Consider the following 20,383-nt stretch of genomic DNA (forward strand, 5'->3'; position numbering starts at 1 on the left):
TTTCTAGAAAGAAGGATGGCATTTCTTTAGCCTTCCTCTCATTCTACACTAAGGGATGTAAGCTTAAAAGGTGCAGCCATTTTTGTTTCATCCACTTACCGTCACATAAGAAAAATACTTGCCCTTTTCTAGGAAAGAGCAAGTATTTTGATTAAAAACCGTTATTCTCTGAAACTGATTGAAACCAGTATCCGCTTTTCTTAATCGTTCGTTTCCCGTCTTCTTGAAGATCAACTGAGACAAATCCATAACGATTCTTATATGCATTTGACCATGACCAGTTATCCATAAACGTCCATAGATGATAGCCTTTCACATTACTTCCTTCTTGAATGGCTTGATGCACCCATTTGAGATGCTCAGAAATAAAGTCAATGCGGTAATCGTCATGAATCATTCCTTCTTCATCCTTAAACCGCTCTTCTCCTTCGACACCCATTCCATTTTCAGAAATAAAGCATTCAATATTATCATAGTCTGTTTGGACTTTTTTCAATATATCATAAATGCCCTTTTCATAGATTTCCCAGCCTCGATACACATTCATTTTTCTACCCGGCATATCAAAAGAATCAAAATAATGGTTCGGCATAAATGGTGCATCAGGATGAGGCAGATGCTCCTTCGCTTTCACTCTTCTTGGCTGATAATAGTTGATGCCTAAAAGGTCGACCGTATTTTCTTGAATGAGCTCAAGGTCTCCTTCTTCTATCCTTGGCATAAAGCCTTCTTTCTTTAAAATTTCTACTAGTTTTTCCGGGAAATGTCCTTTCACCGCAGGATCTAAGAAGGAACGGTTAAAGAAAGCATCCGCTATCTCAGCTGCTTCTACATCGCGTGGATTCTGGCTTCTTGGGTATGAAGGAGTAAGATTTAGGATGATGCCAATCTTACCGTCTTGCTGCAATTTTTTATAAGCCGCAATCGCCTTCGCATTTGATAAGAGTTCATGAAAACCGACCTGTACTGCCTTTTGGAAATCGACTTCGTTTGGATAATGAAAGCTATACATGTATCCGCCCTCTACAGGAACAATCGGTTCATTATGCGTAAACCATTTTTTCACCCGGTCGCCAAATAATTGGAAACACAATGTCGCATAGCTGACATAATCGTCCACTACTTGTCTGTTCACCCAGCCGCCTTTCTCCTGCAGCGCCATGGGCATATCGAAATGATACAGGTTCACAAATGGCTCGATATCATGTGCAATCAGTTCGTTGATCACATCATTGTAAAAGGACACCGCTTCTTCATTGACGGCACCTGTTCCTTCAGGTAAAAGGCGCGACCATGAAATGGATAGCCGAAACGAATTGTGCCCAATTTCTTTCATTAAACGGATATCCTCTTTATATTTTCGATAAAATTGAGATGTCACGTTCGGCCCTACACCATCAAAAAAGCGAGTCGGCTCTTGTTCAAACCAATGATCCCAAATGTTCGGTCCCTTTCCATCTCCAGGGACACTTCCTTCTGTTTGCGTCGCAGAAGCAGAAGATCCCCACCAGAAACCTTCTGGGAATGTATATGATTGCTTGTTAGTTTCCATCGACATGTATTGAGTCTCCTTCACCTTTGATGTTTGCTGTCTTCGTTTTTTCTGTTGTCGTTACTTTTTCATTTTTTACATTCATCCGGTCAATAAACTTCAGGAACGGGAACCAAATGACAAACACAATCATGAGATTAAACAGCTGAAGCAGACCGCCCGCTAGTGAATTTGTTGCCATCATTCCACTAATAAAGATCGGCACTGTCCATGGAATATTCACGCCTGTTGGCGGCGGTACAATGCCTGATGCCATCGCAAAATAAGTAATACATGTAATGACCATTGGTGCCAAAATCCATGGAATGAGAATAAGCGGGTTCATGACAATCGGCAAACCGAAGATAATCGGTTCATTGACGTTAAATAATCCTGGTCCTAAGCCGAGCTTTGCTACTTGTTTTAATTGCTTACTTTTCAGGAAAATTAAAATCGTAAACACAACAGCCAGCGTCATACCGGTTCCACCCATTCCAACCGTATAGATTTCGATAAACTGCTTGCTGATGATATTAGGAACCTCACCTGTTTTTGTATAGCTCTCTAGGTTTTGAATGGATAATGTATTCCAAATCGGGTCCATAACAGAGTTGATAATAATTTGACCGTGGAGCCCAAAGAACCAAAGAATTTGTATAAAGAAAACAGCGATCAATGTCGGAATAAGACCGCTTCCAAGACCGACAAGCGGCGCCTGAATTGCATGATAAATCAGGTCATGCATATTTGTATGAAAGACTTGTGTAATGATGATATTGATCAATAAAAAGGTTGTGAGTGTCAAGGTAGCCGGGATCAATGCAGCAAAAGACTTTGAAACAGCCGGCGGAACCCCTTGCGGCATATTGATCACAAATTTCTTTTGGACAAAATAACGATAAATTTCAGCAGACAAAAAGCCTGTGATCATCCCAAGGAACATCCCTTTTGCGCCTAAACGATCGACTGGGATCACGCCTGCAATCGTTGCACCGCCTTCTTGTTCTAGTAAAAACGGAGTCAAAAGCAAGAAAGAGGCTAAAGCAATCACACCGCCAAATACAGCTTCCACATCATAGCTTTTTGATAAATAGTAGCCAATCCCAAATACAACAAACACACTCATAATGCTGATGGTCGCACTCGGTGCGATACTCAGTGCAGACTGGACGCCTTCCAGTACAGTTTGACTCATGATTTTATCTAAGAATGGCAAATTCATTAGCACGACCATAATAGAACCAAAGATGGTAAGCGGGAACGCAAGCATAAAGGCATCCCGTAATACACCTAAATAGCGGTTGTTGTTCAATCTCCCAGCAATCGGAACCAAAATGGCACTTATTCTATCAAACATTGGTTTCCCCCCTTGTTTATACCCTTTATTGTTTAAGCGATTGGAATATCGGCAGAAGCTCTCCCACAAGCTCCTTGATGGTAATGGTCGACATTAAGTGATCTTCGGCGTGCATGAGCAGCAGGGAGAAGGATGTTGTTTCCCCGCCCGCCTCTCGCTGCACGAGCTGAAAATGAATGTCGTGTGCATCCTGTAAATCTTCTTGTGCTTCTTTCATGAGACCAAATGCCTCTTCTTCTGCACCTTCTCGAAATTGTTTAAGAGCTTGAAGCAATTTGCTGCGTGCATTTCCGCTGTGTAAAATCAATTGAAAGCTGACTTGTTCCTCCGTGAGCCCTTCGAGTGTTTTCTTTTCCATGCTTTAAGATTCCCCCATCAATGTTAGCGCTTGTTCATACGCTTTTTGTCCATCGGCAAGACCGTACGCTTGCATATCAATGACTTCTACCTCAATCCCATATTTTTTTGCTTCTTTTTGAAGGTCTCCTTTTAAAAAGCTCATTTGCGGTCCAATTAACACAACATCTGCATTTGCCATTTCTTTTCTTGCTTGATCTTGCCCTACTGCCCAAATTTCTGCTTCGTCCCCAATTGAATCGGCATGAGCTTTCATCTTTGTGACTAGTAAACTCGTAGACATTCCAGAACTGCATGCTAATAAAATACGTTTCATTTCTCTCACCCCATCGTTGTAATAAAAGCGCTTCCATTTAATATTATATATTTTTATTTCTAAATGTCTAGACATTTAATTTTATTTGTCTGTATTTAATATAAAAAAGAGCGTACAATACGCTCTTCGACTTTGTCTTTATCCTTTTCCCGCCTGAAACCCAGGATACTTTGTCATGCCCCCATCTACATATAACGTCAAGCCTGTGACATAGCTCGCCTCTTTTGACGCCAGCCAGACAGCGCATGCTGCCACTTCTTCTGGCTTTCCAATATAGCCGATTGGAATCAGCTCAATCACACCTTTTTTCAATTCTGGATCATCAAATTTCTCTGCATTGATCGGGGTATCAATGGCGCCTGGTGCAATGCTGTTTACACGGATTTTTTTAGGTGCATATTCTAATGCCAATGTTTCTGTCAAAAGTTTGGCGCCTCCTTTACTTGCTGCATAATGCACGAAATGAGGCCAAGGAATTTGCTGATGAACCGACGACATATTAATAATCGAGCCTTCTATCCCGTGTTCCGTCATATACTTGAGTGCATCACGGCACCCTAGAAACATACCTGTTAAATTGGTAGACATGACTTTGTTCCAATTATCCAGCGTCATTTCAGTGGAAGGCACTTCATTTTCAATGCCTGCATTATTAATCATGACATCAAGACTGCCGAATGTATCAATGGCTTTATCAATCATCGCCTGCATATCCTCTTCCTTTGAAACATCACCTTTGATTTTCACAGCCTGTCCGCCATTTTTTTGAATATCTGCAATGGTGTCGTCTGGATTCTCTTTATCGGAGAAGTAATTGATCACCACATTGGCTTTTTCTTGTCCAAACCGGCGGGCCATCGCTTGACCTATCCCTGTACCTGCGCCTGTAATCAGGACTGTTTTTCCTTTTAAATCTGGATACATTTGTGTAACCTCCTATTTTGTAAAGCCTAGCAGCACGCCGCCTGCAATGATCATCAAGCAGCCTGTAATCACAAAGCTTGTTCTAGATGCTTTCTCTTTTAATAAGTAAATACCGCCCAAAGTTGAGATCACAATACCTGTTTGTGACATTGAAAAACTTACAGCCACGCCAATTAGGGGAATGGCTAAAAGCAGCCCTAGATTTCCTGTCGACCAAACAAGACCGGCAATGATATTTCTAAACGTATATTTGCTAAACGGATCCTGTTTTAAACTAATCGCTAAGGATGAAAGCAGCATGCCGACAGATTGCGGAACAAGGGCAGACCAGCCGTCAATATCAAACCATCTTAAAATAACGACATATCCGACGTAGCCGACGGTTGAGATGAGCAGAATGATGATTCCTTTTTTAAAATTGCCTCCGCCACTCTCGCCTTCATTCCTTTTTTGACCGAGCGATGTCATGACAACACCTGCAATGATCAGTAAAATGGCACAAGAACCAATGAGTATGACCGTCATCGTTTGCCATTCTTTAAAGACCATGACGCCAAATAGGGTTGTGCTCACAAGCTGCATACCCGTTGATAAAGGAACAGCCTTGGACACTCCGAGAAAAGCAACACTTGAAAGCTGATTCATTTGTCCAATACTCCAAAAGATACCTGAAATGACGGAGACCGCAAAAATAAGCGGTGTCAGCTCTGGCATTTTGATGAAAAAGGCTGCTATTGAAAACAAAAACGCGCCGATCGTAATGCCGAGGGTTTGCTGATACGCATTCCCGCCAAGTTTGACACTGATGAGAACAATACTTCCCCAAAATATCGCTGGGAGAAGTGCATATAAGATGCCCACTTCTATCCCTACTTTCCTATCTTTTTTTATAGCATCCCTCTTTTTCACATTTTTAGCCGAAAATAAGCAAACAAAAAAACCTTACCAAAGGTAAGGTTTTTCAGTCGCTCTATTTTTATTTCATCCATTCAGTATGGAATACGCCTTCTTTATCTGTACGCTCATACGTATGTGCACCAAAATAGTCACGCTGTGCTTGAATTAAATTCGCTGGAAGGACAGCTGTGCGATAGCTATCAAAGTAAGCAAGTGCACTTGAGAATGAAGGAACAGGAACTCCTTGTTCCACTGCAAGTGAAATGACTTTACGTAGTGATGATTGATAGTTTTGAGCAATATCCTTAAAGTATGGATCAAGCAATAGATTTTTCAGTTCAGGATTACGGTCATAAGCTTCTTTAATTTGTTGTAAGAAGGCTGCACGAATGATACATCCACCGCGGAAGATCATCGCAATCTCACCGTATTTCAAATCCCAATTATATTCATCAGACGCAGCTTTCATTTGCGCAAAGCCTTGTGCGTAAGAGCAGATCTTACTCATGAATAGGGCTTTTCTAACCGCTTCAATCAGCTCTTGTTTATTCTCAGCTGATTGTGCCGGCTCAGGACCTTGGATCAATTGACTTGCTTCCACACGCTCATCTTTCATTGCTGAAATGTAGCGCGCAAAAACAGACTCAGTAATGATCGGAAGCGGAACACCTAGATCAAGTGAGCTTTTGCTTGTCCATTTTCCAGTTCCTTTTTGACCAGCTTTATCTAAGATGACATCCACAAGCGGCTGGTTTGTTTCTTCATCCACTTTTGTGAAAATGTCAGCTGTAATTTCGATTAAATAACTGTCAAGCTCGCCTTTGTTCCACTCTGAGAAGACTTCATGAAGCTCCCCTGCTGACAATCCAGCAACATGCTTCAAGATAAAGTATGATTCAGAGATCAATTGCATATCTCCGTACTCGATGCCATTATGGACCATTTTGACATAATGTCCTGCTCCATCTGGGCCGATATACGTTGTGCAAGGCTCGCCATCTACTTTTGCAGAGATCGCTTCTAAAATTGGTTTTACTAGCTCATGCGCTTCTTTTTGACCGCCTGGCATGATGGAAGGACCTTTTAGAGCACCTTCTTCACCGCCAGAAACACCTGTACCAATGAAGTGAATACCACTTTCTGCAAGCTCTTGATTACGTCTTTGTGTATCCTTGTAATATGTATTTCCACCATCAATTAAAATGTCACCTTTCTCTAGGTGAGGGAGTAATGATTGAATGGTTGCATCTGTTGCTGCACCAGCTTTCACCATTAAAAGAATTTTACGCGGTGTTTCAAGCGACTGAACAAATTCTTCGATGCTGTATGTGCCAACAACGTTTTTCCCTTCGGATTCTTGGAGAAACTCTTCTGTTTTGCTGCTAGATCTGTTATAAACTGATACGGAGAAACCGCGGCTTTCAATATTGAGGGCAAGGTTTTTCCCCATAACGGCTAGTCCAACCACACCGATTTGTTGTTTTGACATAATTCTGACGTCCCTTCTAACACACTATATTGATTACTGCTGAAATGATGTACCCTTTGAAATTACCACAACATCACCTCTTTTATCAAGTTTTCAGTCTAGTCATTTCCTCTTTCGTCCTGAAAAAAGTCTTTATTAAAACTTGTACCGCTTGTTTTGCTCTCTTTTTCCTTAATCGTCATCCCTCTTTGAACCAATGATTTCCCATATTTTTCTTTCAGTCCATCTAAAATGGTTTGGAGTGGCTCTTCTTTTGCATCTTCTTTATATGAAAATAAATCCAGCTGTTTGACGGCTGCTTTTCGTTCTACAAGGTCTGTACCCGTCACACCTAAGAGCCTCACCGGCTGGTCATTCCAATGTTTAAGGAATAACTGCTTTGCTGCTTCAAATATGTCTTCCTTTCGATCTGTTGGATTTGTGAGCATGACACTTCGTGTGATGTTTTTCCAGCTTGCATATCGAATCATAATAAGTAGCCGATTCGCCATCACTTCTTTTCTCCTTAATCTTGCACTCACAGATTGTGACAGCTTATCAATTAATGTGACAAGTTCATCTGAATCATCAGAATCATGAGGAAGGGTTGATGAATTGCCGACAGATTTAAATTCGTAAATCCTTTCAGGATCTACAATGCCGTCATGGTCACCATTCGCCTTTTGCTTTAATCTCGGTCCATTAATGCCTAGCAATTCTTTTAGCGTATATTCATTCGCTTTCGCTAAGTCTTCAATGGTATGAATTCCGATGGTTTTCAATTTATCTGCCGTTTTTTGTCCCACCCCGTGCATATCACCAGCAGGGAGCGGCCAAAGCATGTTCGGAACATCTCGTTTCCGTAAAATGGTGATGCCCATTGGTTTTTTCCAATTAGACGCCATTTTCGCTAAAAATTTATTCGGTGCAATGCCGATGCTTGAAGGAAGCATCAGCTCCTCTACAAGCCTCGTTTGAATATCATGAGCTGTTTTGACCGCATGCTCAGCATATGGCGTATGCGTTATATCAATATAGCCCTCATCGATCGATACAGGTTCGACTAAATCACTATATTCTCTTAGGATTGTAAACATCTCCTGTGAGGAACTGCGATAACGGTCAAAGTTCGGTGTACGGACAATTAGTCCCGGACAAAGCCGCTTCGCTTCCCACAAGGGCATCGGGGGCTTGACACCTAACGCTCTTGCCTCGTAGCTGCACGTCACAACAATCCCTTTTCGCTCTTTCGCATTACCGCTAATGGCTAAAGGTTTCCCTCTCAAGGAAGGATCATACGCCATTTCTACATTGGCATAAAAAGCATTCATGTCTATATGAAAAATAATATTTGACATTGGCATAACCCCATTTTCTAGTATACCTATCTTTTGATCAGTTGTTCCTCATATATCAAACATGATGGATCTCTTTTATGTTCGATTATACATTGATTTATTTCATCTTTCCTTAAAAAAACCTTCTCTAAAAAAGAGAAGGTTCCACGGACATTTAAACTTTTTCTTCAATTATACCATGTTGATATTGAATGTCTTCATATGTTAATACTTCATTTTTATGTTGATATAAATGTTTCACAACCGGGGTAGGCTGTTGATTAAACGTCATGCTCAAACTTTGATTGGAGTAGTGTCCAGCTGGATCAATATAATACTTGTAATCAATGACTCTTGCTACATCAATGTCTGCGTAAGCAATTCCTTCTGTTTCAGCTGGAACCATTTCACTGATCGGTTCTCCATCCGGACCGTAAATGCACGTATGCCCACTCTTAAATGTTTCAAAGTAATCTCTTTGTTCCTGCGTTAAACAAATCATCTCTTTCATTTCTTCCGTATATATAGATGAAGTCATCAGCACAAAGGTTTGAGTCGCGATGGCATAATATCTGCTTGAAATTTCATCATCAAAATAACCCGGCCAGGATGCTACATGTACCTGCTCATTTTGGGCATTCATCGCCATAAGATCTAGGGGGACTTGATGCTCCCAGCACATCAATCCGCCAAGGTTTCCAATTTCAGTTTGAAAAACCGGCATCATACTTCCGCTTCCATCCCCCCAAATCAGTCTTTCTGCTACAGAAGCTCTCATTTTCCGATGTTTTCCTATTAAATCTCCATTTGGATTAAACCAAAGCTGAGCTAAATAGAGAGAACCACCATCTTTTTCACTGCATGATATACAAACGTACGTTTCATTTCTTTTTGCTGCCTCGCTTATTTTTTGAATAGCTAAGCTAGGAATTTCAACTGCATTTTTATACAATTCATGATAGAACTTTCGTGTATATTCTGGATGACCAATAAAAGCAAACCAAGGATAACCAGGTAAAAATGCTTCTGGGAATGCCACAAGCTTTGCGCCATTTGAAGCTGCCTCATCAATTAGTTCACACGATTTCTCAACGGTTGCCTCCAAATTTAAGTAGATAGGTGCTGCTTGTACCGCAGCTGCTCGAAACTTTGGGTAAATACTTGTCATATTCAAAACCTCCATTTCTTCTATTCCCCTTCATTATAAGATGGGAATTATGAAGTTTGGATGACAATTGACATTTTATACAAATAAAGGATTTTTATTTAATAGAGAAACCACTGGCTTCTGTTAGACATTTAACAATGTGTATAGTACACTGTGAGTAATGAAATGGATGTGATAATCATGATTATTGATACATTCAATGAAGTCTTTTTCCTTGTTGAATTCTTTACGATTATTCTTCCAGCGCTGACGGCCATCGGCATTGCGTTTTTATTAAAAGACTGCCGAATGAACGAACATCTTGGCGGACATCGTTTGGAAGAGTTGGACGCATCTTGCTTGAGTCGAACAGACTTTCTGTTTATCATATATGATCGCATTACAACTTGGATTAGTAAAGTCATTCGAATGAAAAGATCATCAAATGATGATGAAGACCATTCGCTTCCTCTCACTAATTAAATTTTTTTAATCATGAGGAGGAAACGAATTGAAACGTTTATTGACTGTTTTTACGACTTTATGTTTGATGATGATTGCGTCACCTGCATTTGCAGCGAGTGCGCAAACGAATACGAACTCTGATGGGTTTTTCCATCATTATTTTGTCCAGCCTTTTTCTGAACTGATCATTTGGCTTGCGAACTTCTTCAATGATGATTATGGTTTATCCATTATGTTCGTCACCTTGATTGTCCGTCTGCTGATTTTCCCGCTTTTTGCGAATCAATTTAAGAAGCAAAGAGTCATGCAGGAGAAAATGGCACTGGTGAAACCACAGATTGACCAAATACAAAGCAAATTGAAAAAAACAAAAGAACCTGAAAAACAAAAAGAATTGCAAATGGAAATGATGAAAGTATACAAAGAGAACAACGTGAACCCGCTGGCAATGGGCTGTCTGCCTATGCTGATTCAAATTCCAATTGTTCTTGGCTTTTACTCAGCGATCCGTTCAACACCTGAGATCGCAACACACTCGTTCTTATGGTTTAACTTAGGACAAACTGATCTATTGGTAGCAATTTTTGCAGGGGCTATGTATTTCTTGCAATTTTATGTTACGCAAAAATATGCGAAGCAGTCTGGTACCCAGACAGAGGCTGCGCTGAAGCAGGCAAAAGTGATGGGCATGATTTTCCCAATCATGATGCTGTTTCTTTCAATCAATGCACCCGCTGCTCTTCCTTTATACTGGATGACAAGCGGACTATTACTCACGATTCAAACGATTATTTTAAATGTGATGTACCAAAAATCAAAAACGAAAGCGGCCGCTAACGAACAAGCCAAACCAGCTGCTGAATAAAAATAAACCCCTTATCTAATGATAAGGGGCTTTTCATTATGCCAATTCTTCTTTCAACCGCTCTGGCAATTGTTCGAGATCCTCAATTTTCCCAAGGAACTTATTTGGGTCCACTTGTAAAATCATTTTGTTTTCTCTCTCCACAACGCCAAAGAAATATTCAGAGGCTTTCGTGTTCATATGAAATGGCTTGATCTCGCTTTGCTCAATATCGATGATATCTTTTGCATCTGAGACAAGACAGCCAATCATTTGATCGTTTAATTCAAATAGTAACACCTTGGACTGTTCGTTCACATCAAGAGGCTTTCCGTGAAGCATCACGCCTGTGTCACTGACAGGAATAACCTCTCCTCTTAATGACATCAGCCCTTTAATTTCTTTTGGAAGATTCGATACTTCTTGTAAATAAGGGACCTTCTCAATCGAACGAATATGCTCTACACTGATGCCAAACTCCTCTTGCCCCACCTGAAAAATAATGATCTTTTGCGTGCTCACAGAGTCTCCTGCCTTTACGATGGATTTGTCGTTTCTTCGATAATGGCGAGAACCATTTCAGCTGTTTTGACTAATTCTTCAATCGGCATTTTCTCATTTTTTGTATGAATATCTTCATATCCAACAGCTAGGTTGACAGTTGGTACGCCGTTCCCTGCAATGACGTTTGCATCACTGCCTCCGCCGCTTGTCTGTAGTTCTGATGGTCGGTCAATTTTCGCAGCCGCTTTTTTCGCCACTTCTACAACTTGATCGCCGTGTGAGAATTTAAAGCCTGGATACATGATGTCAATTTGTACATCGGCACTTCCGCCCATTTCTTTAGCGGTTTTTTCAAAGGCTTCTTTCATCTTCGCTACTTGAGCTTCCATTTTTGCAGGCTCTAAAGAGCGTGCTTCAGCCAGAATATCGACTTGATCGCACACAATATTCGTTTGTGTTCCGCCTTCAAAACGGCCGATATTCGCTGTTGTTTCTTTATCAATTCGGCCAAGCGGCATGCTCGCAATCGCTTTTGAAGCAATGGTAATTGCAGACACGCCTTTTTCAGGGGCGACACCCGCATGAGCTGTTTTTCCGTAAATCGTTGCACGTACTTTTGCCTGAGTTGGCGCAGCTACAATAATCGTACCGACCTTGCCATCTGAATCAAGGGCATAGCCGTATTTCGCTGTCATCAATTTCGGGTCTAACGCTTTTGCTCCAACAAGTCCTGATTCCTCACCAGCTGTGATGACAAATTCAATCGTCCCATGTCGTACATTTTTCTCTTTCAGCACACGGATCGCTTCAAACATAGCGGCAAGCCCTGTTTTATCATCAGCCCCTAGGATTGTTGTTCCATCTGTTTTTACATAGCCGTCCTCAATGACTGGTTTTACACCATTTCCCGGAACAACTGTATCCATATGAGAGGTGAAATAGATCGTATCTGCCTCTTGATTTCCTTCCAGTGTGCAGACGAGGTTGCCTGCACCGTGGCCTGTTACTGCTTTTGAATCGTCTTCAACCACTTTAAGACCAAGCTGCGAAAATTTTTCTTTTAATACTTCAACAATTTTCTCTTCGTGTTTTGTTTCTGAATCAATCTGAACTAATTCTAAAAATTCGTCTAGTAAGCGTTTTTCATTAATCATGATCATGCTCCTCCTCTTATAGCGGCATGTTGCCATGTTTTTTTAACGGTCTATCTTCTTCCTTACTGCGAAGCACATCAAATGAGCGAATCAATCGCTCTCTCGTTTCAGCTGGCATGAAAATATCGTCTATGAGCCCTGCCTGAGCCGCTTTCCATACACTTGGTTTCTTATCAATCTCACGCAAATCAGGATGAACGATTTCGTCTGCGAACGTTTTCCCCATCACATCAATTTCAGCTTCTGGCCATGCATAAACAAAGTCAGCACCTAAGCCCTTACTGTTCATCGCGACATATGCACCGCCAAACGCTTTTCTTAAAATCACAGTGATTTTTGGAACAGTCGCTTCAGCGTACGCATATAAAAGTTTTGCGCCGTGGCGGATAATTCCCGCATGCTCAGCTTTCTCCCCTGGTAAGAAACCAGGAACGTCCACAAAGGTTAAGAGCGGAATATGAAACGCATCGCAAAATCGAATAAACCTGGCCGCTTTATCGGCTGCGTTAAGATCAAGGCTTCCTGCCAGCACCTTTGGCTGATTGGCAACAACACCAATTGAGGCCCCTTGTAATCTGGCAAAACCTGTGACGATATTTTTTGAGAAACAAGGCTGCGTTTCAAAGAATGAGCCTGAATCAGTTATCCCTGCCACCACTTGTTTGACATCATAGGTGCGTGATGGATCCTTTGGCAGTAATCTGCCCGGATCGGCAGTATCATGCGTTTGTGCTTCAGTATGCATGACCGCCTGTTGTTTCGTTTGTATGTACGTTAAAAGAGTTCGAACCGCTTTTAACACGTCTTTCTCATCTTTCCCAGTATAGTGCACATTCCCGCTTGTCTGATGCTGAACACTTGCACCGCCAAGACGGTCAGGACAGACCGTTTCTCCTGTTGCCTTTTCTATTACTTTCGGACCAGTTAAAAACATATGAGCTGTCTGCTCTGTCATGAAAACAAAATCAGTTAATGCAGGTGAATAAACCGCACCTCCAGCACAAGAACCTAAAATAACAGATATTTGCGGGATTTGACCAGAGTACAACACATTCCGTTTAAAAATCTGTCCGTATCCCTCTAATGATACCACACCCTCTTGAATTCTCGCACCACCTGAGTCTTTTAGACCGATGACCGGCATGTGATTTTTAGCCGCCAGATCCATTAAAGACACAATTTTTTTAGCATGCATGTGACCTAAGGAGCCCCCATAAACGGTTGCGTCTTGTGCATAAACACATACTGGCTTTCCATGAATGAGTCCCGTTCCAATGACAACGCCGTCACCGACATGCTCTGACAAGTCGCCGGTTGCAAATGATTGAATTTCCATCAAACTGCCCTCGTCTAGAAGCTCATGCAGCCGCTGACGAACCGTCAGCTTTCCTTTGTTTCTGTGAGCCGCAGCTCGTTTTTCACCACCGCCAATTAATGCTTGCTCTCGCCACTTTGACAAGTCATTGAACGATTCATTCATCGCCATGTTCCTCTCCTTTCAAGGACTCGCACAACTCAAATAACACACCTGATGTTTCTTTAGGTGAAATAAAAGCAATCTGCTTTCCGCTGGCGCCCATCTGTGCAGATTTTTGGAGAAGCTGCACACCAAGGTGATCAAGACGGCTAAGATCCGCCTGAATGTCACCTGACCTTAACGCAATATGATGGAGCCCCTCTCCTCTTTTTGTTAAAAAGGTATGTAGTTTACTGCGCACTGACATCGGTTCAATTAATTCAATGAGCAGCTTATCAAGTGAAACGAAGGACGCTCTAATCTCCTGCTCAGGAATTTCTTGTATGTCTGAAAAATGCCAGTTAAATAGCCGGCGAAGTGTTTGAGATGTTTCTTTAATAGAGAAGACCGCAATGGCAATATGATCGATTTGCTTCATCCGTTCACTTCCTTTATAGATCACTTGTCGCATATGAAAAAACCAGATAGAATAAAGACAGGTGCGCTTGTCGCAAAAATCTTCGGTTATAGGGGTGCGATATGTCTCAGAAATTCATGAAATTTATGGTATTGCTTATGATTAGCCTGCTGTTAATTTCTTCACTTTTAGCAGGAGCGGCAGCCTTTTTATAAGGTTTCTATAAAAGCAGACAAGCAGGTGATTCGTTTTCATCAACGAATGGCCTGTTTGTCTTTGGCAAGCGTTTCAAAAGAATCACTTGATTTTGTAATCCATACCTTTGTACCAACTGGAAGCTGATCAAACAGAAGCTCTACATCTTGATTATGAAGCCTCACACAGCCTGCTGTAATAAATTTCCCAATCGATGTTTCGTCACTCGTTCCATGAATTCCGTAGGTTCTACCATCTGTTCCTCGTGCATCAAATCCAATCCATCTTCGCCCAAGAGGGTTATTCTTCGCACCGCCTTCAATATTCTTCCTCCTGTAATAGGGGTCTTTCGCTTTGATCATAATGGTAAATTCACCTTCTGGCGTTAAATCCGCTGTTTTTCCTGTAGAAGCAGGATATACTTTTTGTATTTTTCCTTGATCAATAAAGGCTAATTCATTTGTTTGTTTATTAATAATGACAAACGGGTCTCCTGGAAGCGGGTTTTGTCCGAGCGGCCAGATAGGCGAAAGGGACATGGTTAGTACGGTATAAAATAAAAGACGCATAGGCTCCTCCTTTTTCATTAGATTGACCAATGAAGGAGGAACTCATGCGTCTCTATTCTTTCATCCCTTTAAAATAGCTTTTCAGTACTAAATATTGTTCCATTTCCCCGAGGAAATGAAAGAGTGCAGCTCTTGCCTCAAATTCTTCTCGTGTTTGCGGGAGAGGAAGTGCATCGAACTCTTCTTTCATATCAATGAGGCGTCTTAAAAACTTATGCGCTGTGTTCCCAGGGTGAATATGTTCGCGTAAGTCTCTAATATATTCTGCAATGATTTGTCCATGCTCCGTTGTGACGGAAATGGACGTAATTTTGGGCAGCACACGCTCAATGATTTCAAATTGCTTTTGTCTCATGTTGAAATAATGATAATACAGGTTTTCATGTCTTAACACATGGTTTTCAACATCACGATATGCAAGAGCTTTCGCTTCTTTAATCAACTGATGTGTCTCTGGTATTTCCTTTCCTGTCCAGTCTTGTTTCCCTGTCATTAAGTATTGCTCAATTTCCTCAAAGATTTTTGCAAAGTTGGCTTCAATCTGTTCGCTGTAGCGTTTAAGCTTTTTATCAACACTAGGCATATATAGGTTCATAATTAGTGCAACCCCAACACCAATGGTAATCAGCAGTAGTTCATTCCAGATGAGATGGAGGGTAATCCCGCCAGACATGTATAAATGGAGGATGATGACTGAACTTGTCACAATCCCTTCTTTAATTCGAAGCAAAACCGTTGTTGGAATAAAGACAAGCAGCATCAAACCAATGACAAAAGGATGATACCCAATCAGGTCGAAAAATAAGTAAGAAAACAAAATAGCAAGACTGCATGCGGCAAAGCGGGCTCCCGATGCTAAGAGGGACCTTTTCTTCGTCACCTGAATACAAAGGATCGTAATAATCCCTGCAGCTGAATAATTTTGCAAGCCAAGCAATTGTGCAATATAAATAGCGATCGCTGTTCCTAATGCTGTTTTCAGCGTTCGGTAGCCGATTTTAAACATGATGTGATTCACTCTTTTCTGTCTTGTTTCCATTCACTTTTGTGAAGTGATGAACTTTTTTTACTTTCCCCATTATAATCAAAAAAAGAAGGAGATGTTAAGTCTCCTTCTCTTTTTTCTTTATAATATTTTTTGTAAGAAGTCTTGCGCACGCTTCGAAGACGGTGATTCAAAAAATTGCACAGGGTTTGCATCCTCTACAATTTTCCCGTCATCCATAAAGATCACGCGGTCAGCCACTTCTTTTGCAAAGCCCATTTCATGTGTGACGATGACGAGGGTCATACCAGATTGAGCCAGCTCTTTCATAACCTCTAACACTTCCTTCACCATTTCAGGATCTAGTGCTGAAGTGGGTTCGTCAAACAGCATAATGTCTGGTGTCATGGCAAGCGCACGCGCAATCGCCACACGCTGCTTTTGACCGCCGGACAAACGGTTTGGGAAGTCATCTTTTTTCTCTAAAAGCCCTACCTTTTTCAGCAGATCTTCAGCTTGTTTGATGCTCTCTTCCTTCGATTGATTCTTCACATTCATTGGCGCATACGTGATATTTTCCAGCACAGTTTTATGCGGGAACAGATGGAAATGCTGAAACACCATTCCGATGTTCTCACGCACTTTAAGTGCATTCGTTTTTGGATTTGTGATTTCGGTGTCCTTAATTGTGATCACACCGGAAGTCGGCTTTTCAAGTAAGTTGATGCAGCGAAGAAATGTCGATTTTCCTGAACCAGATGGTCCAATCACCGCTACAACTTCCCCTTCTTTAATGGTGGTGTCGATCCCCTTTAATACTTCGTTTTTCCCAAAAGATTTTGTGAGTTTCTCTATTTTAATCATTTGATTTTAACTTCCTTTCCACCGATTTGCCGACAAAGGTGAGAACAAGCACGATGACATAATAGATAAGACCCGCAAAAATAAGCGGTTCAAGATAATTATACGTAACGGCCCCTGCTTGATAGGCTCGTCTCATGACATCGCCCAGTCCAATGACTGTCACAATAGCTGATTCTTTTGTCAGTGTAATCGTTTCATTCACAAGTGCAGGTGAAATATTTTTAAATGCCTGCGGAAGCAATAAGTCCTTCATCATTTTAGCATAAGGAATACCTAACGCAACGGCTGCTTCTTTTTGACCTTTATCAATTGCATTAATACCTGCACGAATGATTTCAGAGACGTATGCCGCTGAGTTGAGTGAAAATGCCGCTACAGCAGCCCAGTATTGATCGATTTGAAACCCAAGAAGCTGAGGAAGACCAAAATAAATAATGAGCAATTGAAGCACGAGCGGTGTGCCTCGGAAAATTGACGTATAGAAATCCGCAAGCCAAATGAGCGGCTTAAATACACTAATCTTACAAAGGGTTAATAAAATTCCTAAGATAAATCCAAGAAAAAGCGATACCACTACAATAGAAAGCGTGACCTTAAGTCCTTCTAAAATAAAGGGCATCTGAGGTATTACATCTTTAAAATCCAACATGACATTCTCCTTTTTTTGCTTTCATACGACATCAAAACAGGAAAAAAGTTCAACTCGTGTTGAACTTTTCAGCGCTTTCTACTTGATTTTCATGTATGACGCTGATTCTTTTCCTGACTTACTTTTCATCAGCAAACCATTTTTTAATTAATTTATCAAGTTCACCATTATCTTGCATTTCTTTTAATGATTTATTAAATTTCGCTGTTAAGTCGCTATTTTTCTTGAATGCAATGGCTGAACCTTCGTTTGAGCTATTCAATCCAAATGCTTGGAAGTCTTTTTCCTTTTTCAAGTAACCAGCAGCTACTTTATCTTCAATAATAGCTGCATCAAAACGGCCTGCTTTGATCTCTTGAATGATATCAGAGATTTTATTACGGTCTTCAACTGTTAGGTTATATTTCTTTTGCAAACCATTTGCTTCTTCCTGTTGAATAGAACCTAATTGAACGCCGACTGTCTTGTCTTTTAAGTCTTTCTCTGCTTTAATTCCGCTAGATTTTTTTGATACAATTAAGTTTTTAGCATTGTAATAAACATCAGAGAAATCCACTTGTTTTTTACGTTTTTCTGTAGGTGTCATTCCTGCAAGGACAATATCAGCTTTGTTTGTTTTAAGGGCGGATACAAGGCTTGCAAAGTCCATATCTTGTATTTCTAGCTTGTAGCCGTTCTTTTTTGCTATTGCTGTTGCCAGGTCTACATCAAATCCAACAATTTTATCTCCGTCTTTTGATTCAAATGGCGGATAATCTGCTGATGTCGCCATAACGAGTGTTTTGTCGTCTCCTGATGCGTTTGAATTATTAGAAGAAGTTCCGCAAGCTGCGAGTGCAGCTGCAAGACCAGCTGTCATAAGTAATAATAACCACTTTTTCATATGATGATGCCTCCCAGTATTTAAAATCATGTGTTGATTTGAATATTTATTCACTATAATGTATTTTAAACACTTTCTTTTTAAGATGCAATAGTATTTTGCTAAAATTATTTTGATTCCATTGTCTTATAAAACAAGAAGCAGCCCGATCTAAAGACCGAGCTGCTTCTATTTATTCATTCAAAAGTCACATGTTAGATTTCTTCGCAATGCTCATCAAAAGCGGCTTGTAGTTTTGACACTACTTCCATTGGCTCGTGCCCTTCAATTTCATGACGTTCAACCATTTTGATGATTTTTCCGTCTTTTAATAATGCAAAGGATGGTGAAGATGGTGGAAAGCCTTCAAAGTATTCACGGGCTCTTGCTGTTGCCTCTTTGTCTTGTCCAGCAAACACTGTCAGCAATTGATCTGGACGCTTATCATAATGAACAGAATAGCCTGCAGCTGGTCTTGCAATACCGCCTGCGCAGCCGCATACTGAATTCACCATGACAAGTGCTGTTCCTTTTTGAGTCAGGGCTTCGTCTACCTCTTCAGCTGATGTAAGCTCAGTGTAGCCTGCCTGCTTAATCTCTTCTCTCGCTTGTTTCACAATATCATTCATAAATAAATTAAAATCAATATTCATGTCCGTCCACTCCTTTTGCGTACCATAACCATTTTAACTCCATCATATCAAGGAAAACGCCTGCGGGCAAATGTGTTGTCTTTTCCTTCGCAACCTTTTTTTGAACATCGTTTATGAGCTGTCAAATTGGGGAAAAGTGATGATAAAGAGATGAAAGGGAGAACTGCGTGATGGCAAAATTCAAAAAAGCGATGCTCATTTATAATGGAAATGCTGGACAAAAAAACATGGAAAAAACACTTGGTCAAACAGTGCCTCTTCTTTCTCTACATATTGATGAACTCATTCTTAAACCAACAAAACAGCCAAAAGACGCCTATGATTTCTGCCGCCATATCGATGAAACGGTGGAACTGCTTATTATTTTAGGCGGAGATGGGACCGTGCATGAATGCATGAACGGTATCGGCGGTTTAGCAAAAAGGCCCGCTGTAGCGATATTACCAGGCGGGACATGCAATGATTTTTCTAGAACGCTTGGAATTCCTCAACAAATGCAAAAAGCTGCTCAAATGATTGTTGACGGCTTAGAAAAAAAGGTCGACTTAATCAAGGCAGAAGATCGATACTTATTAAACTTTTGGGGAATTGGGCTTATTGCAGAAACCTCCAACAATATCAATGACAAGGAAAAAGCCGTACTCGGTAAAATCAGCTACTTCACAAGTGCCCTGCGCACCCTGCAGCAAACAAATCCTTTTCCCGTACGGATTGAGACTGAAAAGGAAAGCTGGGAAGAGGAAGCTGTCATTGTTCTTGTAATGAATGGACATTTTATTGGTACAAATAAAATTGATTTGCCAAATGCAGCTATTGATGATGGAAAAGCGGAAATCTTAATTTGCAGAAATACGAGTTTCTCCGCTTTAAAGGAAATCTTTTCGATGAACCGTGAAGAGTTAGAGGATTTCACTGGCGATCTATCTCTCATTCAAGCGTCCAGTATTCGTATCCACACGGAAGAAGAAATGGATGCCGATACGGATGGTGAAGTTTATATGAAGGCCCCCTCATCTTTAGAGGTGTTAAAACAGCATTTGACCTTTATTGTTCCAGCAGAATAAAAAACGCCCGACATCATTTTGATTCGGGCGTTTTTTTAATATAGCGTCTGTATAAATATTCAAGTACATATCCGAGCAATGTCCCGGCGAGAAGTGATATTCCTAAAAAGCTATTGGCTACTCCTTTAAACCCGCCGACAATCAGCAAGCAGTACGCAATTTGAATAATTGAAACGATCGATATGATGAGCAGTAATCTTTCAGGATGATTGCGTGATTTAGATATGTACCGCAGAAAAGCAAACGCAATCGCTGTGATAAACATGAGTCCAATCGTTAGAAAAGCAAAAAAGTCTAGTCCAGACATATCATCGCTCCTTTCTCTTAGATGTGGAAATCCCCCTCTCATGACCGGGAGGGGGGAAAA

The 20,383-nt window shown here is 40.9% G+C and carries 24 protein-coding genes; 4 read left to right on the forward strand and 20 right to left on the reverse strand.

Annotated features, from left to right (window positions below; translation table 11 throughout):
- Positions 1 to 151: 151 nt before the first annotated feature.
- The 9 genes from AKG37_RS01510 to AKG37_RS01550 all read right to left on the reverse strand — a co-directional run bounded on the left by AKG37_RS01510 (position 152) and on the right by AKG37_RS01550 (position 9,355).
- Positions 152 to 1,558, reverse strand: coding sequence for a glycoside hydrolase family 1 protein (locus tag AKG37_RS01510; protein WP_060697266.1), 1,407 nt, complete (start codon positions 1,556 to 1,558; stop codon positions 152 to 154).
- Positions 1,542 to 2,888, reverse strand: a complete 1,347-nt coding sequence (gene celB / locus AKG37_RS01515) for a PTS cellobiose transporter subunit IIC (RefSeq protein WP_060697267.1) — start codon at positions 2,886 to 2,888, stop codon at positions 1,542 to 1,544. The genes AKG37_RS01510 and celB overlap by 17 nt, the downstream gene beginning before the upstream one ends.
- Before the next feature lie 25 nt (positions 2,889 to 2,913).
- Positions 2,914 to 3,246: a PTS sugar transporter subunit IIA gene (locus tag AKG37_RS01520; protein WP_060697268.1), complete on the reverse strand. Its 333-nt coding sequence runs from the start codon at positions 3,244 to 3,246 to the stop codon at positions 2,914 to 2,916.
- A 3-nt stretch (positions 3,247 to 3,249) separates the two neighbouring features.
- On the reverse strand, positions 3,250 to 3,561 hold the full coding sequence (locus AKG37_RS01525; RefSeq protein ID WP_041086064.1) for a PTS sugar transporter subunit IIB: 312 nt from the start codon (positions 3,559 to 3,561) through the stop codon (positions 3,250 to 3,252).
- A 138-nt stretch (positions 3,562 to 3,699) separates the two neighbouring features.
- Positions 3,700 to 4,485 (reverse strand): glucose 1-dehydrogenase, encoded by a 786-nt coding sequence (locus AKG37_RS01530; RefSeq protein ID WP_060697269.1) that lies wholly within the window; start codon positions 4,483 to 4,485, stop codon positions 3,700 to 3,702.
- Between the two features lie 12 nt (positions 4,486 to 4,497).
- The gene (locus AKG37_RS01535) at positions 4,498 to 5,346 is read right to left on the reverse strand and encodes a GRP family sugar transporter (RefSeq protein ID WP_060697270.1); all 849 of its coding nucleotides are present in this window, start codon (positions 5,344 to 5,346) and stop codon (positions 4,498 to 4,500) included.
- Between the two features lie 115 nt (positions 5,347 to 5,461).
- A complete protein-coding gene (gene gndA, locus AKG37_RS01540; RefSeq protein ID WP_060697271.1) occupies positions 5,462 to 6,871 on the reverse strand; it encodes an NADP-dependent phosphogluconate dehydrogenase in 1,410 nt (469 codons plus the stop codon).
- Positions 6,872 to 6,969: 98 nt separating this feature from the next.
- A complete protein-coding gene (locus AKG37_RS01545; protein ID WP_060697272.1) occupies positions 6,970 to 8,214 on the reverse strand; it encodes a DNA polymerase IV in 1,245 nt (414 codons plus the stop codon).
- Between the two features lie 148 nt (positions 8,215 to 8,362).
- Entirely contained in the window at positions 8,363 to 9,355 is a 993-nt protein-coding gene (locus AKG37_RS01550; RefSeq protein ID WP_060697273.1) for a carbon-nitrogen hydrolase family protein, read from the reverse strand.
- Positions 9,356 to 9,535: 180 nt separating this feature from the next.
- On the opposite strand from AKG37_RS01550, the gene AKG37_RS01555 reads away from it, so the two are divergent.
- Positions 9,536 to 9,817 carry a hypothetical protein gene (locus AKG37_RS01555; protein WP_060697274.1) on the forward strand — a complete coding sequence of 94 codons (282 nt, stop codon included), beginning with the start codon at positions 9,536 to 9,538 and terminating at the stop codon, positions 9,815 to 9,817.
- A 28-nt stretch (positions 9,818 to 9,845) separates the two neighbouring features.
- On the forward strand, positions 9,846 to 10,664 hold the full coding sequence (locus tag AKG37_RS01560; protein WP_060697275.1) for a membrane protein insertase YidC: 819 nt from the start codon (positions 9,846 to 9,848) through the stop codon (positions 10,662 to 10,664).
- Positions 10,665 to 10,700: 36 nt separating this feature from the next.
- On the opposite strand, the gene AKG37_RS01565 is transcribed toward AKG37_RS01560, so the two are convergent.
- Genes AKG37_RS01565 through mce form a run of 4 tightly spaced genes read right to left on the reverse strand, consistent with a single transcriptional unit; the run spans position 10,701 to position 14,196 of the window.
- Complete coding sequence (locus tag AKG37_RS01565) at positions 10,701 to 11,165, reverse strand: chemotaxis protein CheW (RefSeq protein WP_060697276.1); 465 nt, start codon at positions 11,163 to 11,165, stop codon at positions 10,701 to 10,703.
- A 14-nt stretch (positions 11,166 to 11,179) separates the two neighbouring features.
- Positions 11,180 to 12,301 carry a M20/M25/M40 family metallo-hydrolase gene (locus AKG37_RS01570; protein ID WP_060697277.1) on the reverse strand — a complete coding sequence of 374 codons (1,122 nt, stop codon included), beginning with the start codon at positions 12,299 to 12,301 and terminating at the stop codon, positions 11,180 to 11,182.
- A 16-nt stretch (positions 12,302 to 12,317) separates the two neighbouring features.
- The gene (locus AKG37_RS01575; RefSeq protein WP_060697278.1) at positions 12,318 to 13,787 is read right to left on the reverse strand and encodes an acyl-CoA carboxylase subunit beta; all 1,470 of its coding nucleotides are present in this window, start codon (positions 13,785 to 13,787) and stop codon (positions 12,318 to 12,320) included.
- Entirely contained in the window at positions 13,774 to 14,196 is a 423-nt protein-coding gene (gene mce, locus AKG37_RS01580) for a methylmalonyl-CoA epimerase (RefSeq protein WP_060697279.1), read from the reverse strand. Before mce ends, AKG37_RS01575 begins: the two co-directional genes overlap by 14 nt.
- Positions 14,197 to 14,297: 101 nt before the next feature.
- Here mce and prli42 point away from each other — a divergent pair, with 101 nt between their 5' ends.
- Entirely contained in the window at positions 14,298 to 14,390 is a 93-nt protein-coding gene (prli42, locus tag AKG37_RS18775; RefSeq protein WP_017357951.1) for a stressosome-associated protein Prli42, read from the forward strand.
- 39 nt (positions 14,391 to 14,429) lie between these two features.
- On the opposite strand, the gene AKG37_RS01585 is transcribed toward prli42, so the two are convergent.
- The 6 genes from AKG37_RS01585 to AKG37_RS01610 form a co-directional block, all read right to left on the reverse strand.
- On the reverse strand, positions 14,430 to 14,939 hold the full coding sequence (locus AKG37_RS01585) for a L,D-transpeptidase (protein WP_060697280.1): 510 nt from the start codon (positions 14,937 to 14,939) through the stop codon (positions 14,430 to 14,432).
- Positions 14,940 to 14,991: 52 nt separating this feature from the next.
- On the reverse strand, positions 14,992 to 15,945 hold the full coding sequence (locus AKG37_RS01590) for an aromatic acid exporter family protein (protein WP_024422917.1): 954 nt from the start codon (positions 15,943 to 15,945) through the stop codon (positions 14,992 to 14,994).
- Positions 15,946 to 16,065: 120 nt separating this feature from the next.
- Positions 16,066 to 16,788: an arginine ABC transporter ATP-binding protein ArtM gene (locus tag AKG37_RS01595; protein ID WP_060697281.1), complete on the reverse strand. Its 723-nt coding sequence runs from the start codon at positions 16,786 to 16,788 to the stop codon at positions 16,066 to 16,068.
- On the reverse strand, positions 16,781 to 17,437 hold the full coding sequence (locus tag AKG37_RS01600) for an arginine ABC transporter permease ArtQ (protein ID WP_003215691.1): 657 nt from the start codon (positions 17,435 to 17,437) through the stop codon (positions 16,781 to 16,783). The genes AKG37_RS01595 and AKG37_RS01600 overlap by 8 nt, the downstream gene beginning before the upstream one ends.
- A 118-nt stretch (positions 17,438 to 17,555) precedes the next feature.
- The gene (locus AKG37_RS01605) at positions 17,556 to 18,320 is read right to left on the reverse strand and encodes a transporter substrate-binding domain-containing protein (RefSeq protein ID WP_060697282.1); all 765 of its coding nucleotides are present in this window, start codon (positions 18,318 to 18,320) and stop codon (positions 17,556 to 17,558) included.
- 194 nt (positions 18,321 to 18,514) lie between these two features.
- Positions 18,515 to 18,952, reverse strand: coding sequence for a BrxA/BrxB family bacilliredoxin (locus tag AKG37_RS01610; protein ID WP_060697283.1), 438 nt, complete (start codon positions 18,950 to 18,952; stop codon positions 18,515 to 18,517).
- A gap of 170 nt (positions 18,953 to 19,122) precedes the next feature.
- Here AKG37_RS01610 and AKG37_RS01615 point away from each other — a divergent pair, with 170 nt between their 5' ends.
- Positions 19,123 to 20,016 carry a YegS/Rv2252/BmrU family lipid kinase gene (locus tag AKG37_RS01615; RefSeq protein ID WP_060697284.1) on the forward strand — a complete coding sequence of 298 codons (894 nt, stop codon included), beginning with the start codon at positions 19,123 to 19,125 and terminating at the stop codon, positions 20,014 to 20,016.
- Positions 20,017 to 20,029: 13 nt separating this feature from the next.
- On the opposite strand, the gene AKG37_RS01620 is transcribed toward AKG37_RS01615, so the two are convergent.
- Complete coding sequence (locus tag AKG37_RS01620) at positions 20,030 to 20,323, reverse strand: YesK family protein (protein ID WP_060697285.1); 294 nt, start codon at positions 20,321 to 20,323, stop codon at positions 20,030 to 20,032.
- Between the last annotated feature and the right edge of the window lie 60 nt (positions 20,324 to 20,383).

Origin of the sequence: Bacillus australimaris (assembly GCF_001307105.1) — a bacterium.
In the GTDB taxonomy this organism is placed as follows: domain Bacteria; phylum Bacillota; class Bacilli; order Bacillales; family Bacillaceae; genus Bacillus; species Bacillus australimaris.